Origin of the sequence: Bacillus sp. CH140a_4T (genome assembly GCF_008923725.1) — a bacterium.
GTDB lineage: Bacteria > Bacillota > Bacilli > Bacillales > Bacillaceae_G > Bacillus_A.
In genome coordinates this window covers 194,057-208,976 of sequence record NZ_WBPF01000022.1, presented here as the reverse complement: position 1 = coordinate 208,976, position 14,920 = coordinate 194,057, and the positions used below count along the sequence as shown (strand labels likewise).

General features: G+C 37.9%; 20 protein-coding genes. 12 read left to right on the top strand and 8 right to left on the bottom strand.

Annotated elements, in window-relative coordinates; all coding sequences use genetic code 11:
* The first annotated feature begins 11 nt into the window (after positions 1-11).
* The 12 genes from lgt to F8162_RS28945 all read left to right on the top strand — a co-directional run bounded on the left by lgt (position 12) and on the right by F8162_RS28945 (position 9,881).
* A complete protein-coding gene (gene lgt / locus F8162_RS27375) occupies positions 12-824 on the top strand; it encodes a prolipoprotein diacylglyceryl transferase (protein WP_087983077.1) in 813 nt (270 codons plus the stop codon).
* A 67-nt stretch (positions 825-891) separates the two neighbouring features.
* A complete protein-coding gene (gene ppaX, locus F8162_RS27370; RefSeq protein ID WP_151632148.1) occupies positions 892-1,542 on the top strand; it encodes a pyrophosphatase PpaX in 651 nt (216 codons plus the stop codon).
* A gap of 75 nt (positions 1,543-1,617) precedes the next feature.
* On the top strand, positions 1,618-2,124 hold the full coding sequence (locus tag F8162_RS27365) for an acyltransferase (RefSeq protein WP_151632150.1): 507 nt from the start codon (positions 1,618-1,620) through the stop codon (positions 2,122-2,124).
* Positions 2,125-2,269: 145 nt separating this feature from the next.
* A complete protein-coding gene (locus F8162_RS27360) occupies positions 2,270-3,781 on the top strand; it encodes a tetratricopeptide repeat protein (RefSeq protein ID WP_151632152.1) in 1,512 nt (503 codons plus the stop codon).
* Between the two features lie 85 nt (positions 3,782-3,866).
* Positions 3,867-4,823: a thioredoxin-disulfide reductase gene (gene trxB, locus F8162_RS27355; protein ID WP_001288064.1), complete on the top strand. Its 957-nt coding sequence runs from the start codon at positions 3,867-3,869 to the stop codon at positions 4,821-4,823.
* A 162-nt stretch (positions 4,824-4,985) separates the two neighbouring features.
* Complete coding sequence (locus tag F8162_RS27350) at positions 4,986-5,792, top strand: DUF368 domain-containing protein (protein ID WP_151632154.1); 807 nt, start codon at positions 4,986-4,988, stop codon at positions 5,790-5,792.
* A gap of 228 nt (positions 5,793-6,020) precedes the next feature.
* Complete coding sequence (locus F8162_RS27345) at positions 6,021-6,479, top strand: NUDIX hydrolase (RefSeq protein ID WP_001190080.1); 459 nt, start codon at positions 6,021-6,023, stop codon at positions 6,477-6,479.
* 20 nt (positions 6,480-6,499) lie between these two features.
* On the top strand, positions 6,500-7,381 hold the full coding sequence (gene rapZ, locus F8162_RS27340; protein WP_151632156.1) for an RNase adapter RapZ: 882 nt from the start codon (positions 6,500-6,502) through the stop codon (positions 7,379-7,381).
* Positions 7,382-7,384: 3 nt separating this feature from the next.
* Positions 7,385-8,338: a gluconeogenesis factor YvcK family protein gene (locus tag F8162_RS27335; RefSeq protein WP_151632158.1), complete on the top strand. Its 954-nt coding sequence runs from the start codon at positions 7,385-7,387 to the stop codon at positions 8,336-8,338.
* 89 nt (positions 8,339-8,427) lie between these two features.
* On the top strand, positions 8,428-9,378 hold the full coding sequence (gene whiA / locus F8162_RS27330) for a DNA-binding protein WhiA (protein ID WP_000006564.1): 951 nt from the start codon (positions 8,428-8,430) through the stop codon (positions 9,376-9,378).
* 23 nt (positions 9,379-9,401) lie between these two features.
* Positions 9,402-9,650, top strand: a complete 249-nt coding sequence (locus F8162_RS27325) for an HPr family phosphocarrier protein (RefSeq protein WP_000250307.1) — start codon at positions 9,402-9,404, stop codon at positions 9,648-9,650.
* Between the two features lie 108 nt (positions 9,651-9,758).
* The gene (locus F8162_RS28945) at positions 9,759-9,881 is read left to right on the top strand and encodes a PadR family transcriptional regulator (protein ID WP_192797675.1); all 123 of its coding nucleotides are present in this window, start codon (positions 9,759-9,761) and stop codon (positions 9,879-9,881) included.
* Between the two features lie 167 nt (positions 9,882-10,048).
* Here the strand turns inward: F8162_RS28945 and clpP are convergent, their stop codons facing one another.
* The 8 genes from clpP to F8162_RS27285 all read right to left on the bottom strand — a co-directional run bounded on the left by clpP (position 10,049) and on the right by F8162_RS27285 (position 14,634).
* Positions 10,049-10,630 carry an ATP-dependent Clp endopeptidase proteolytic subunit ClpP gene (gene clpP / locus F8162_RS27320; protein ID WP_001049162.1) on the bottom strand — a complete coding sequence of 194 codons (582 nt, stop codon included), beginning with the start codon at positions 10,628-10,630 and terminating at the stop codon, positions 10,049-10,051.
* A 240-nt stretch (positions 10,631-10,870) separates the two neighbouring features.
* Complete coding sequence (locus F8162_RS27315; RefSeq protein WP_151632160.1) at positions 10,871-11,740, bottom strand: DUF421 domain-containing protein; 870 nt, start codon at positions 11,738-11,740, stop codon at positions 10,871-10,873.
* A 20-nt stretch (positions 11,741-11,760) separates the two neighbouring features.
* Positions 11,761-11,967, bottom strand: a complete 207-nt coding sequence (locus F8162_RS27310) for a DUF1657 domain-containing protein (RefSeq protein ID WP_151632162.1) — start codon at positions 11,965-11,967, stop codon at positions 11,761-11,763.
* 11 nt (positions 11,968-11,978) lie between these two features.
* Positions 11,979-12,329: a stage V sporulation protein AE gene (spoVAE, locus tag F8162_RS27305; RefSeq protein WP_000575919.1), complete on the bottom strand. Its 351-nt coding sequence runs from the start codon at positions 12,327-12,329 to the stop codon at positions 11,979-11,981.
* On the bottom strand, positions 12,326-13,342 hold the full coding sequence (spoVAD, locus tag F8162_RS27300) for a stage V sporulation protein AD (protein ID WP_000938974.1): 1,017 nt from the start codon (positions 13,340-13,342) through the stop codon (positions 12,326-12,328). The genes spoVAE and spoVAD overlap by 4 nt, the downstream gene beginning before the upstream one ends.
* A complete protein-coding gene (gene spoVAC, locus F8162_RS27295; protein ID WP_151632164.1) occupies positions 13,343-13,819 on the bottom strand; it encodes a stage V sporulation protein AC in 477 nt (158 codons plus the stop codon).
* A gap of 29 nt (positions 13,820-13,848) precedes the next feature.
* Complete coding sequence (locus tag F8162_RS27290) at positions 13,849-14,334, bottom strand: YhcN/YlaJ family sporulation lipoprotein (protein ID WP_151632166.1); 486 nt, start codon at positions 14,332-14,334, stop codon at positions 13,849-13,851.
* Between the two features lie 93 nt (positions 14,335-14,427).
* On the bottom strand, positions 14,428-14,634 hold the full coding sequence (locus F8162_RS27285) for a DUF1657 domain-containing protein (RefSeq protein ID WP_000216166.1): 207 nt from the start codon (positions 14,632-14,634) through the stop codon (positions 14,428-14,430).
* Positions 14,635-14,920: the final 286 nt, after the last annotated feature.

Below are 14,920 nucleotides of genomic sequence, written 5' to 3'. Positions count from 1 at the left end.
AGGTCATACATATGCTGTTAGGTTCTGTACCACAGCTTGACCGCGTAGCGATCCAACTTGGGCCGTTTCCTGTTTATTGGTACGGGATTATTATCGGTACAGGTGTGCTATTAGGTCTTTGGCTAGCAACTCGCGAGGGAGAAAGGCTAGGTATTCCAAAAGATACATTTGTTGACCTTGTATTAATTGCAGTACCAATCGCTATTCTATTTGCGAGAATGTACTATGTTATTTTTGAATGGGAATATTACGCGCAAAACCCGAGTCAAATTATTAATATTCGTCAAGGTGGCTTGGCGATTCATGGTGGTTTAATTGGGGCTGTTATTACAGGGGTTCTTTTTGCGAAACGCCGCGGGGTTTCATTCTGGAAGTTGGCTGATATTGCAGCGCCAAGTATTTTACTAGGACAAGCAATTGGCCGATGGGGAAACTTTATGAACCAAGAGGCACATGGTGATGAAGTAACGAGACAGTTTTTAGAAGGCCTTCATTTACCGGATTTCATTATTAATCAAATGTATATTGAGGGTGTGTACTATCATCCGACGTTTTTATATGAATCATTATGGAATTTTGCAGGTGTCATTTTATTACTTGCATTACGAAAAGTGAACTTGCGACGCGGGGAGTTATTCTTCACATATTTAATTTGGTATTCAGTAGGGCGCTTCTTCGTAGAAGGCTTACGTACAGATAGTTTAATGCTAGGACCACTTCGTATCGCACAAGTAATGTCAATTGGACTTGTTGTTATTTCTATTATTTTCATTATTGTGAGACGAAAAATGGGGCAAGCTGATAAAAGATATTCGGAAAATTAGAGAAAAGTAGCATCTTATTATAAGGTGCTGCTTCTTTCATATTCAGGAAAGAGAAGGGACTAAGGCAATGAGAATAAATACAGTGTTATTTGATTTAGATGGGACTTTAATTAATACAAACGAACTTATTATTTCTTCTTTTTTACATGTGTTACATACATATTATCCAAATCAATATAAGCGTGAAGATGTATTGCCATTTATCGGCCCTTCTTTACATGATACTTTCAGCAAGATTAATGAAAACAAGGTTGAAGAGATGATTACATGTTATCGTCAATTTAACCATGATCATCACGATGAATTAGTGGAAGAATATGAAACTGTATATGAAACAGTTCAAGAGTTGAAGAAGCAAGGTTATAAAGTTGGTATTGTTACAACGAAAGCGAGACAAACAGTTGAGATGGGATTAAAGTTGTCAAAGCTTGATGAATTTTTTGATGTGGTCGTGACAATTGATGATGTAGAGCATGTGAAACCACATCCAGAACCACTTCAAAAAGCGCTTGAGTTATTAGATGCGAAACCGGAAGAAGCATTGATGGTTGGGGATAACCATCATGATATTGTTGGTGGACAAAATGCGGGTACGAAAACAGCTGCTGTCTCATGGACGTTGAAAGGTAGAGCGTATTTAGAGGCTTACAAGCCGGACTTTATGCTAGATAAAATGAGTGATTTGCTACCGATTTTGTCTGATATGAACCGTTTATAAAGGTCCAAGTAAGTTAGTAGGGGTGTATTTCCCTACTAACTTACAGTTTCACTTTTTAGTAGAGGAGCGAGTTAAGTGCGACGGACAACGCGCTATCCCGTTTCGGGAGAAAATTCATTATGGAATGTGTATAAAACAGTGTCTTTTTGGAAGGTAATGAAAAACTTTATTATTATCCAAATTGCGCGTTATACACCATTTTTATCCGTCAAGAATTGGTTGTACCGCACATTTTTACGGATGAAAGTCGGAAAGAAAACATCGTTCGCGCTCATGGTAATGCCGGACATTATGTTCCCAGAAAAGATAACCGTGGGAGAGAATTCGATTATCGGCTATAATACAACGCTTTTAGCACATGAATATTTAATTCGCGAATATCGACTTGGAGAGATCGTCATAGGAAATGAAGTGATGATTGGAGCAAATACGACTATATTACCAGGTGTGAAAATTGGGGATTGCGCGATTGTTTCAGCTGGCACACTTGTTCATAGAGATGTCCCAAGTGGTGCTTTCGTGGGTGGAAATCCAATGCGTGTTATTTATACGAAAGAAGAAATGGATGCTAGAGAAGGTTGATGCTAAAAATGTAACATTTCTCTTCTTTTTTAATGAATAAAAAGGAAATAATTGAGTATAATATACTGTTTTGTTTTTTACGGAATCGTTTATACTTATAGATAGAAGAATGTGTGAACGAAGAAAACAAAAAACTGGAGGATATATGGGGAAAAATCAAGGAATATATAAGGAGAACGGACAAGTTATCTCTTTTAATCAATTAGCGGACTTCTTTTATAAAAAAGGGATGAGGGCTTACAAAGGGCAGAAATTGCAAGATGCAATTAAATATTTTCGAAGAGCGGCACAAAGTGAGAAGGAGCCGTTTATTTTATGCCAATTAGCAACAGTATTATCTGAGGCTGGTGAATATCAAGAGTCGAATCAAATCTTCTTTAAGCTTGTTAGATCTAATCCAGAACTTGAACAATGCTATTATTTTATTGCAAATAATTATGCATATATGGGGCTATTTCAGCAGGCGAAAAAGTATGCGGATCGCTATTTAGAAGTTGCAGAAGAGAAGGAATTTGTAGAAGATACATTAGAATTACTTGAAATTATGGAAGAAGAAGCGATGGGTGAGGAAGAGATTGAGGATGAAGATGATCTAATTGTTATGCAGGAAGAAGCGAATCGTTATATTCGTAACGGACAATTGGAAGAAGCAATTGCTACATTAGAAATTGTTACAAAAGATTATCCAGAATTTTGGTCGGGTCATAATAATTTAGCCATTGCACATTTTCAATCTGGTAATGTAGATAAAGCTCTGAAGTTAACGGAAATGATTTTAGAGAAAAATCCTGGTAATATACATGCGCTTTGTAATACGCTTATTTTCCTATATTCAATTGGAGAGCATAAACAAGTAGAAGCGTTAGCGGAGCAGTTAGTTTCAGTATATCCGATTTCGTTCGAGCATCGTTTGAAACTTGGAACGACACTTGCAACAATTGGTCATTTTGAGCCTGCATATAAATGGTTCAAAGTATTAAAGCGTCAAGGATACGAGGGAGACGTTAGTTTTTATTATTGGTTTGCATATTCTGCTTATATGGTGAAAGATCAGCAAGTAGCTGAAAAAATGTGGCAGCATGTTGTAGAATTGCACCCTGATAAAAAGGGAAAAGAACCGTGGAATGCGCTGAATTTAGCAGATGAAGGACAAAACGTATTATTTGAAGAATTACGAAAATCATTTCAGCAAAGTACGACGCTAGAGGAACAAATGCTAGCTTTATATTTAATGAATGAATTGTCAACGCCAGAGAAGGTGGGATTCTTCTTTGATGTAACGCAGGCGAAGAACGGTGTTCCAATCGTATCGCAACTTGCAAAGTATTTCTTTTTACTTAATAGCCATAAGAGCATTCCAGCTGATTTACAGCAATTCGAACAGTGCGCGCAAATTGCGGATGCTTTATATAATTATACGAAAAAAGATGATGAATTAATCGAAGAGTGTTTACAATTTTGGTTTTGTACGTTCATACGTTTATATACATCTGGGGCAGTTTTCACAAATGTATATGGCTGGTCAGCTGCGGTTGAATATATCGTACGCAGCGAACAAGGAAATAAGATGACACAGTCGGAGCTTGGAGATGTATATAATGTATCTGTAGCGACTGTTCGAAAGTATGTGCAGGCTGTTAAGCGTACGCACACATAGGGTAAGCAAATCATTGGGAAAAAAATGATGCTAACAGTATAATGAGGGTAACTTAATTGTGTAGGAATGAATAGGAGTGAATGGTGTGTCAGAAGAAAAAATTTATGATGTCATTATTATTGGTGCAGGACCGGCTGGTATGACAGCTGCAGTATATACATCTCGTGCAAATTTAAGCACATTAATGCTTGAGCGCGGTATCCCAGGTGGCCAAATGGCAAACACGGAAGATGTAGAAAACTATCCAGGTTATGAGTCTATTTTAGGACCAGACTTATCAAATAAAATGTTCGAGCATGCGAAGAAATTTGGTGCTGAATATGCATACGGTGATGTGAAAGCAGTCATCGATGGTAAAGAATATAAAACAATCATTGCTGGTAAAAAAGAATATAAAGCACGTGCAATTATCGTTGCAAGCGGTGCAGAATATAAAAAAATTGGTGTGCCAGGCGAAGCGGAACTTGGCGGCCGCGGTGTATCATATTGTGCAGTATGTGATGGGGCATTCTTTAAAGGAAAAGAACTTGTAGTTATTGGTGGGGGAGATTCTGCTGTTGAAGAGGGTGTGTTCTTAACACGCTTCGCATCAAAGGTAACAATCGTTCACCGTCGTGACACGCTTCGCGCACAGAAAATTTTACAAGACCGTGCTTTCCAAAACGAAAAAGTTGATTTCATTTGGAATCATACTATTAAAGAAATTAACGATGCAAATGGTAAAGTGGGAAGCGTAACACTTGTAGACGTAAACAGTGGAGAAGAGAAAGAAGTCAAAACTGATGGCGTGTTCATATACATCGGTATGTTACCACTATCAAAACCATTTGTTGAACTAGGTATTACAAATGAAAATGGTTACCTTGAAACAAATGAGCGTATGGAAACGAAAGTTCCTGGTATCTTCGCAGCTGGAGATGTTCGTGAAAAAATGCTACGTCAAATTGTAACTGCAACAGGTGATGGTAGTATCGCAGCACAAAGTGCACAACATTACGTAGAAGAATTATTAGAAGAACTAAAAACAGTATCAGAAAAATAAGGGATAACATGCCTTTTGAGAAGAAAGCTACCGATAGGAGCTTTCTTCTTTTCTTGTGAAAATGTCAAAGTTTTGTCAAAAAATATTAGGATTATAAGCTTTCTTATTGATATACTGGAATTTACGGAAAAATCACTATAAGAAATGAGGAATTTATTCAGTATGGAATGGCGTAATATATATCGTGGATTTTGTATGGGCGTTAGTGATTTAATTCCTGGTGTGAGCGGCGGTACAATCGCTGTTGTGTTAGGGATTTATGAACAATTGCTTGCGGCAATTAGTGGGTTCTTTAGTCGTGAATGGAAAAAACATTTAGGGTTTTTAATTCCCCTTGCAGCTGGTGTGGCAGCAGCGTTTTTAACGTTAAGCCACGTTATTAAATATTTACTTGCAAATCATTATGAACCGACTCAATTTTTCTTCCTCGGTTTAATTATTAGCATATTACCGATGTTGATGAGAGAAGCTGATGCAAAGTCTTCGTTTGAAGGTAAGCACATTGTTTTATTAATAGTTGCAGCAATTCTTGTTGCGATTACAGCTTTCTTTAAACCAGATAAAGCAGCAGATCCAATTACGACGTTAACAATTTTAAATGCAATTGGTTTATTTTTCGCAGGATGGATGGCTAGTATGGCTATGTTACTTCCTGGAATTAGCGGATCATTTATTTTATTAATTATTGGTGTGTATCCGACAGCAATTAATGCTTTAACTACACTGAACTTACCTTTAATCGTAGTTATCGGTGCTGGTGTTATGGTAGGATTCGTTGTAAGTAGTAAAGGAATTAGTTTCTTATTAGATCGTTATAAAAGTATGACATTTGCGGCAATTATTGGACTTGTTATTGGCTCGATTGTAATTGTGTTCCCTGGTATTCCAACTGGAGGATTTTCAATTATAAGTTCAATTATTACCTTTATTTTAGGATTTGCGATTGTTACTTATTTCGGTAAGAAATAAGAGCTTTAATCCCCTTGGCGATAAAAATCGTTAAGGGGATTTTTCATGCTATTCATTGAAAATGTAGGCATTTACATTGCTTGTTATAGAAAGCTTTTTTTAAATTGTTGAGTAGCATGTGCTTAGCGAAAGGGGACTGGCTCCTTCGTTGTAGCAAACTGTTTTTGATAGTATAATGAAATGAGTATGCAGTGAGAAATTTACTGCAAGTAGCTGAGGTGAAGAAACATGCAAAGAGTGACAAACTGTGTGTTAATTAGAGATAATGAAGTACTCTTACTCCAAAAACCTCGCCGAAATTGGTGGGTTGCACCAGGTGGGAAAATGGAGCGTGGTGAGACTGTAAGAGATTCCGTTGTTCGCGAGTATCGTGAAGAAACAGGTATTTATTTAAAGAACCCAGCGTTAAAGGGGGTCTTCACCTTTGTCATCCAAGAAGGTGATAAAGTTGTTTCTGAATGGATGATGTTCTCCTTTTTAGCGACAGATTTTGCAGGAGAAAACAAACTAGAGAGCGAAGAAGGCATCATTGGTTGGCATACATTTGACAAAATTGATGATTTAGCAATGGCGCCAGGAGATTATCACATTATTGATTATTTAATTAAAGGAAATGGTATAATCTACGGTACATTTGTATATACCCCAGATTTTGAGTTGCTTTCATATCGATTAGATCCGAGTTAAACCGTCAAGGAGAGGATACGATGACAGAGAATAATGATATAAAAATGGTAATTATTACAGGAATGTCTGGAGCTGGAAAGACAGTAGCTTTACAAAGTTTTGAAGATTTAGGATATTTCTGTGTTGATAATTTACCACCGATGTTATTGCCAAAGTTTATTGAGCTTATGGCGGATTCAAAAGGGAAAATGAATAAAGTGGCACTGGGCGTTGATTTACGTGGCCGAGAGTTTTTCGAACATTTATGGGGAGCACTTGATGATTTATCAGAACGTACATGGATTATTCCTCATATTTTATTCTTAGATGCGAAAGATAGCACGCTTGTAACTCGTTATAAAGAAACGAGACGTTCGCATCCACTTGCACCAACTGGTTTACCGTTAAAGGGTATCGAGGTGGAGCGTGGCCTATTAACTGATATGAAGGCACGAGCGAATATTGTGCTGGATACCTCGGATTTAAAACCGAAAGAATTACGTGAAAAAATTGTTCATCTGTTTTCAACTGAAACTGAGCAAGCATTTCGTGTAAATGTTATGTCATTTGGATTTAAGTACGGTATTCCAATTGATGCAGATTTAGTATTTGATGTTCGTTTTTTACCAAATCCATATTACATTCCACATATGAAGCCATTAACAGGACTAGATGAAGAAGTTTCATCGTATGTGCTGAAATTTAATGAGACGCATAAGTTTTTAGAGAAATTGACGGATCTTATCACATTCATGCTGCCTCATTATAAAAGAGAAGGCAAGAGTCAACTTGTAATTGCAATTGGATGTACAGGTGGACAGCATCGTTCTGTTACGCTTACAGAATACCTTGGGAAACATTTGAAACCAGAGTATAGCGTTCATGTATCTCATCGTGATGTGGAGAAGAGAAAGGGCCATTAAGGGATGAAAAAAGAGAGAAAACCTAAAATTGTTATTATGGGAGGCGGTACTGGACTCTCTGTTTTATTAAGAGGATTAAAACAATATCCGGTTGATATTACAGCAGTTGTTACAATCGCTGATGATGGTGGCAGTTCAGGTAGATTACGTGATGAGCTCGAAATTCCACCCCCAGGTGACATTCGCAACGTACTTGTTGCGTTATCAGATGTAGAGCCGCTGGTGGAAGCTTTATTTCAGCATCGTTTCACAACGGGAGACGGGCTGAAAGGTCATGCGTTAGGAAATTTATTATTGGCGGGTATGACCTCGATTACAGGAGACTTCTTCCATGCAATTACGGAAACGAGTAAAGTGTTAAATGTCAGAGGACGTGTGTTACCGGCAGCGAACCAAAGTGCGGTACTTCATGCGGAACTAGAAGATGGAAAAATTGTAACAGGTGAATCAAAGATTCCTTATTCCGGGAAGAAGATTAACCGCGTCTTTTTAACTCCAGAAGATGTAGAGCCGTTACATGAAACGTTGGCTGAGATTAAACGAGCTGATTTACTTGTTTTTGGTCCAGGAAGTTTGTATACGAGTATATTACCGAATTTAGTTGTTAACAAAATCGGGGACGCTGTTCTTGCTGCAAAAGCGAAGAAGGTATATGTGTGTAATGTTATGACGCAAGCTGGTGAAACGATGGGATATACTGCGTTTGACCATGTGCAGGCGTTACATGATCATTTAGGTAAACCATTTATTGATACTGCAATTGTAAATAACCGTGATATTCCTTGTGAATTACGTCAGTTATATGAGGAAGAAATGTCGGCACCAGTTGTAGTAGATGAAGAGCGTTTTACAGAGAGCAATATTGATGTCATTCAAGATCAATTAGCGAAGTATGAAGATCGTGTTGTAAGACACGATACATTAAAACTAGCTTCTATTTTATATTCACTGTTGTAGATGTGCGTTGCCTCGTTTGAGGTAACGCTCATCATTTCATATAGGACAAGATTTTTGTTCCAAAGTAATCGTATGAGGAGGTGTTGACTGTGTCATTTGCATCAGAAACAAAGAAAGAGTTGACGAATCTTGAGATGAAGGAATGCTGTGAGAAAGCAGAATTATCAGCGTTACTTCGAATGAACGGATCGCTTTCTTTTTCAAATCGTCGTCTATCTATTGATATTCAAACGGAGAATGCGGCAATTGCAAGAAGGATTTATACGCTTTTGAAAAAAGGATATGACGTGACGGTAGAATTACTTGTTCGTAAAAAAATGCGATTGAAGAAAAATAATGTATATATTGTACGGCTTGTTGAGAAGTCTCGCGAAATATTAGCTGATCTTCATATTGTTCGAGACGACTTTTCATTTATTCGAAATATATCACAAGAATTGATTGAGAAGAAATGTTGTAAACGATCGTATTTACGCGGTGCATTTTTAGCAGGTGGTTCAGTAAATAACCCAGAAACATCATCTTATCATTTAGAGGTCTTTTCGTTATATAAGGAACATAATGATGCTATATGTGAACTGATGAACGGATTTGATTTAAATAGTAAGACGTTGGAAAGAAGAAAAGGGTACATTACGTATTTAAAAGAAGCAGAAAAGATTACGGAGTTTTTAAATATTATAGGCGCTCATAATGCACTTTTAAGATTTGAAGACATTCGAATCGTTCGCGATATGCGTAATTCAGTAAATCGTTTAGTGAACTGCGAAACCGCCAATTTAAATAAAACAATTGGTGCAGCGCTAAGGCAGATTGAAAATATCCGTTATATTGATGAGACGGTTGGTCTTGATATATTACCAGATAAACTGCGAGAAATTGCACAATTACGAAGAGATTATCAAGATGTAACATTGAAAGAGTTAGGTGAGATGGTATCCGGGGGGAAAATTAGTAAATCGGGTATTAATCATCGTTTGCGTAAAATCGATGAGATTGCAGAGAAATTACGCGCGGGGGAAACGGTAGCAAAAAAATAAGAGGTTAAAGGGGAAATGGAGCTGTGGTTCAAAAACGAGTTCAGGTTTCATTAAAAAACGGTTTACAAGCACGTCCGGCTGCGTTGTTTGTACAAGAGGCCAATCGCTTTCATGCGGATATCTTCATCGAGAAAGATGGAAAGACAGTGAATGCAAAGAGCATAATGGGGATTATGAGCTTAGCAATTGGAACTGGTAGCATGATAACAATTACAACAGAAGGTTCAGATGCAGAAGAGGCTTTAGAAGCATTAGCTGCATATGTACAATAAGAAGCTATCGCGCGTGTGCGATAGCTTTTTTGTTTTGTTATTTGTTGGCGGGGCCGGGGTATGTAGGCTGTGTATACTTGTTGAAAATTGTCGGTAAGTCGATAAGTTGTGTCGAATCGTCGATATATTGAAATGATCGCCGATATAATTGGAGTTACGGTCGATATATTTGAAAAATCGCCGATATATTTAGGTGGATACTGGGTGGGGTATGCGCGTGCAGAGGTCTAAACATAACAAAAGCGCCCTGTAAGAGGGCGCTTCCGCTTTTAGTTATATCCAGCTCTAGCGGCTGGAATGGTCGGTGGCTTCGCTTCTTCCGACGAGGTAAAAAGCACCTCTTTGTCAGAAGCTCCATCCTCCTCCCATTCTGAACGAGCCGCTTCCACTTTTAATTATTAACGATTTGTAAAGATCTTATCGATTAAACCGTATTCTAAAGCTTTTTCAGCTGTCATGAAGTTGTCGCGGTCTGTGTCGCGTTGTAGTACTTCAAGTGGTTGACCTGTGCGGTCAGCAAGAATTTGGTTTAGTTTTTCACGTAAGAATAGGATACGTTTTGCAGCGATTTCGATTTCAGTCGCTTGACCTTGTGCTCCGCCAAGTGGTTGGTGAATCATTACTTCACTGTTTGGAAGTGCATAACGTTTTCCTTTTTCACCTGCTGCAAGTAAGAATGCACCCATAGATGCAGCCATACCGATACAGATTGTTGATACTTGTGGTTTAATAAACTGCATTGTATCGTAAATTGCCATACCTGCTGTGATAGAACCACCAGGGCTATTGATGTAGATGTGAATATCTTTTTCTGGATCTTGAGATTCCAAGAATAAAAGCTGGGAAACGATTGAGTTAGCTACGTTGTCATCAATTGCACTACCAAGCATAATGATGCGGTCTTTTAATAGTCGAGAGTAAATATCGTAAGCGCGTTCTCCACGATTTGTTTGTTCAATTACTGTAGGAATTAAATTCATCTGTTATTTCCTCCTTCTAAAGCTTTCTTAGTCTTATAATACAATTATGGTCAATAAAGGTCAAACGAAACCACTTTAAATCAAAAAAATATGTAGTTGTACCATGAAATATTCGCTATGTTTTTGAAATTCCCTGCTTATGTATCTTAAACATCATAACCGAATTACATAAATTTAAACGTTATAAAAACTGTAGAAAAAAGAAAAGAACGCCTTTTTACTGAAGCGTTCTTTCACTATCTATTCTTTTAGAAGATAGGTTACTTTATTTAAAATCTTTTCGATTTGTTTCGCGTTTTTACTATACATTTCGCTTGCTGACTTCGACTTTGTTTCTAGGGAAAATAGTTCAAGGTCAGCATGACATTTTTTTAAAGATGCTAATAATAAAGGCTTATTTTGAGGAGAAGGCATTTGCAGTTTGTCATTATAAATGTCGATAGTAAGTTGTCCGTATGAATCCAATTGACCAAGAAAGACATTTTCGATAACAACACCGAGCTTTTCTAGTTCGGAATGTAACCAAGCGCGGTTATGCCCGCTTGCTGAAAGTGGTCCATCTAGTACATTTCCATCCATAATAACAGTTTGCGGTTCTTTTTCATTTGGTACTTTTAAACCGATATCTTTTGCTGTAAGTGGCTGAGCATCTTTCTTTAATAATACATTTAATTCACCGCTCGGTTCTAAGACAGCAAATTCGACTTCGGCTATACTGAATGCACCATTTCCTCTAAGAAGTTCAAGTAACTCATCACTTGTATATTTTTCTTTCTTTAAATTATCTTCAAGTACCTTGCCATCCTTTATTAAAACTGTAGACTTGCCTTCGAAAAAATCTCGAGCAGTTTTATTTTTTAAGGAAAGAATGCCGACGAAAAAAGGTACCGAAGCGAAAATAAGTATGGCAAAGACACCATGGAAAAACTTTTGATCAAGACCTGTAGCTATTTGAGCGGCGATATCACCGATTGTCATTCCCGCTATGTATTCAAAAAAGGAAAGTTGAGAGATTTGTCTTTTCCCTAAACACTTTGTAATAGTGAATAAAATAATTAATATGAATACAGAGCGAAAAATGACAAGTGTCCATTCCGGTAGGTGAGACATAGTCATTTCCTCCAGTCTACTTAAAACCCTTTATATTGAGGTTCTTCACGTTCTAATACTGAAACTCTATCCTGTAAATCAGCGATGACGTTGTCCATTTCTAACATACATTCATGAAATACGCGTTTTGCTTCATCGTCTGTAGAATTTAGCGAAAGGGAGCTTAAGCTTGCTTGAGCTCCCCTTACACTAGCAAGGCAATTTTTAACGCTAGCGATAACAGTCATACAAACACCTCTTATCCTTTCGGTTTAAATAGTAATGCTCCAATGAAGCCGAAAATAATCGCAGCAGATACACCAGCGCTCGTTACTTTAAACATGCCGGTAATGACGCCAACGATGCCATGCTTTGCAGCTTCTTCCATTGCGCCGTGAACGAGTGCATTACCGAAGCTTGTAATAGGTACAGTTGCCCCGGCTCCAGCAAAATCAATTAATGGCTCATACAAATTGAATCCATCTAATATAGCTCCGGCAACAACGAGTGTTGCCATTGTATGGGCGGGTGTTAGTTTACCGACATCAAACATAAGTTGACCAATTACACATATGAGTCCGCCGATGACGAAAGCCCAGAAAAAAATCATTGCGTTGCACCTCCAAATTCAATCGAAACGGCGTGAGCGATACACGGAATCGTTTCTTCTTGTTGGAATGTAAGTGGAGATAGTAAAGCGCCTGTCGCAACAACAAGTATTTTTTTGAACTCTCCTCTTTTCATTCGGTTTAATAAATGACCGTACACGACTGTTGCGGAACATCCCGGTCCGCTAGCACCAGCTATGACAGGTTGTCCTTCTCTATAAATGAGTATGCCGCAATCTTGAAACTGTTCGCTCGTTACTTTTGTTCCGTGTTTATGTAGTAAGTCATAAGCAATTTCGCGACCGACATGTCCAAGATCACCTGTTACAATTAAGTCGTAATAAGAGGCGTCAATTTGGCGTTCGCGTAAGTGGGCTTCAATTGTATCGACGGCAGCGGGAGCCATTGCGCCTCCCATATTAAATGGATCCGTTAATCCCATATCAACCACGCGTCCGATTGTGGCAGATGTTACTCTAGGGCCGTGTCCAGTATCGCTTAAAATAGCGGCTCCTGCTCCGGTTACTGTCCATTGTGCGGTAGGAGGTTTTTGACCGCCGTATTCAGTTGGATAGCGGAACTGTTTTTCTACCGCAGTGTTATGGCTTGATGCCCCGGTTAATAAATATTTTGCGCCTTTTGCATTTACAATACTTGCCCCAAGTGCTAAACCTTCCATAGAAGTAGAACAAGCTCCAAATAATCCGAGATATGGTGTGCCGAGTGTGCGGCAGGCAAAGCTTGTAGGAGTAATTTGGTTAATTAAATCTCCTGCGAGTACGAATTGAATATCGTCTTTACGGAGTTCTGCTTTTTCAGTGGCGCGGCTACAAGCTTCTTCGAACAAAATTTTATGTGCTTTTTCATAGGAATCTTGGCCGAGCCATAAATCTTCATGAAGGATATCGAAGTCTTCTGGAATGTTTCCTTTTGCTTCAAACGGCCCGCCAACGACTCCTGTCGAAATAATAACGGGTTTATTTTCAAATACCCACGTGCGGTGTCCTTGTAACATTTATAGCCCTCCAAATTGAACGAGAATCGTTTTAATAAGTGCGATGACGAAAGCTGAAAACACACCAAACAAAATAACGGAGCCGGCTAATTTAAACATATTTCCTCCAACGCCGAGTACGAACCCTTCTGTTCGGTGTTCGATACATGCGGCAATAACAGAGTTACCAAATCCAGTGACAGGTACAGCTGTGCCTGCTCCAGCAAACTGCCCAAAGCGGTCATATATACCGAAACCAGTTAGTAACATGGAAATGAAAATGAGAGTTGCGACTGTTGGATTTCCTGCTGAACGCTCAGTGAAATCAAAATATGTGATATAAAACGTAGAAATGAGTTGTCCGATGAAGCAAATAAAACCACCGACGAAAAATGCTTTAATACAATTTTTCAAGACAGGGCGCTTCGGTTCTCGTTCTTGCTCGAATTTTTTATACTCTTGTTGTACAGGGGTTAAGTTTTTATCTTTACTAGACATTGCAATCCTTCCTTTTCTATTAAAAAGCGTTAAGTGTTAGACTCCATTTTTTTCCCAATGAATTTTAATTGCTCATTAATCTCATCTTTAGATACTTCTTTTTCCTTAATTTTTCTTTCAAGTTTTTCGAGTAACATAAAGATTTTTTTATCTGTACTTACACGAACATCGAAAGTAGGATGCTCGTCACTTAGCTGCTTTTGGAGCTTCTTACGCAGAGGTTTTAATCCAAATCTTTCATGATGATCAGGTGTAACTGCTATGTAGAGATCTAAATTTGAATTCACTGCTGTGCTTTTTGTAATTTCATTCATAGCGAGAGCCCTTTTCTTGGCTCCTTGTGATATAGATTGATTAAAGGATTCCGTACTCATCTTTGTTAACTTAGGACCTTTTTCTTTCTCCGTTCGTTTTGCTTCTTCTTTCACTTTTTTATCTAAAGGACTATTATCACATCCGGTAAAAGAGCTAAATAGAAGGGCAAATAATGCGGTTATGAGGCCGAGTTTTCGCATAATTATCATTCCGTTTCTATTGCAATATGTAATGTGATAGAAAAAGGATGACTGCATATCATCCTTTTTCTATTTCACAGCATGACGAATACGTTATTGCTGTGAGTATTGTGGTTCTTCTTGTTGGACTTCTTCAACGCGTGGGTTTAAAGAATCGATAATTGTTTGTGTTTGCTGCGCAGCTGTTTGGAAAAGTTGCTTTGCTTGTTGGTTATCCGTATCAAGAGCGAATCCCTCTAAGCTAGCTTGTGCACTTTTTAATCCAGAAACAGTTTGCTTTAGTTTTGTAATTACAGTCATTGAATGAAGCCCCCTTTGGAATATCAATTCAAAGATTATAATTTGTGAATTGATGGGAATTTATGATTGGAAATTTTAGGTTTTTGGAGCTGGAGCTTTGATTTAAGTGTCAATGAATTCTTTGTTGTAGTGGAGCTTTATAAAATGGAAGAGGATGAAATATGATTCATGATGTAGGTATGTTACTTGTTAAAGATTAAGAAGTAACTAAAAATTACATGTGGTTAAATTTCTAGTTGTTTACAAAAAAAATATATCAATAAAATATATATATTTCTAGTCTTGT

Bases quoted from the DNA above. Each gene is read 5' to 3' on its own strand.
- F8162_RS27360 (WP_151632152.1), top strand. From the start codon at position 2,270: ATGGGGAAAAATCAAGGAATATATAAGGAGAACGGACAAGTTATCTCT.
- F8162_RS27350 (WP_151632154.1), top strand. From the start codon at position 4,986: ATGGAATGGCGTAATATATATCGTGGATTTTGTATGGGCGTTAGTGAT.
- F8162_RS27285 (WP_000216166.1), bottom strand. From the start codon at position 14,634: ATGACTGTAATTACAAAACTAAAGCAAACTGTTTCTGGATTAAAAAGT.
- F8162_RS27290 (WP_151632166.1), bottom strand. From the start codon at position 14,334: ATGCGAAAACTCGGCCTCATAACCGCATTATTTGCCCTTCTATTTAGC.
- F8162_RS27310 (WP_151632162.1), bottom strand. From the start codon at position 11,967: ATGACTGTTATCGCTAGCGTTAAAAATTGCCTTGCTAGTGTAAGGGGA.
- clpP (WP_001049162.1), bottom strand. From the start codon at position 10,630: ATGAATTTAATTCCTACAGTAATTGAACAAACAAATCGTGGAGAACGC.
- rapZ (WP_151632156.1), top strand. From the start codon at position 6,500: ATGACAGAGAATAATGATATAAAAATGGTAATTATTACAGGAATGTCT.
- spoVAD (WP_000938974.1), bottom strand. From the start codon at position 13,342: ATGTTACAAGGACACCGCACGTGGGTATTTGAAAATAAACCCGTTATT.
- F8162_RS27345 (WP_001190080.1), top strand. From the start codon at position 6,021: ATGCAAAGAGTGACAAACTGTGTGTTAATTAGAGATAATGAAGTACTC.
- spoVAC (WP_151632164.1), bottom strand. From the start codon at position 13,819: ATGTCTAGTAAAGATAAAAACTTAACCCCTGTACAACAAGAGTATAAA.
- F8162_RS27335 (WP_151632158.1), top strand. From the start codon at position 7,385: ATGAAAAAAGAGAGAAAACCTAAAATTGTTATTATGGGAGGCGGTACT.
- F8162_RS27315 (WP_151632160.1), bottom strand. From the start codon at position 11,740: ATGTCTCACCTACCGGAATGGACACTTGTCATTTTTCGCTCTGTATTC.
- spoVAE (WP_000575919.1), bottom strand. From the start codon at position 12,329: ATGATTTTTTTCTGGGCTTTCGTCATCGGCGGACTCATATGTGTAATT.
- ppaX (WP_151632148.1), top strand. From the start codon at position 892: ATGAGAATAAATACAGTGTTATTTGATTTAGATGGGACTTTAATTAAT.
- lgt (WP_087983077.1), top strand. From the start codon at position 12: ATGCTGTTAGGTTCTGTACCACAGCTTGACCGCGTAGCGATCCAACTT.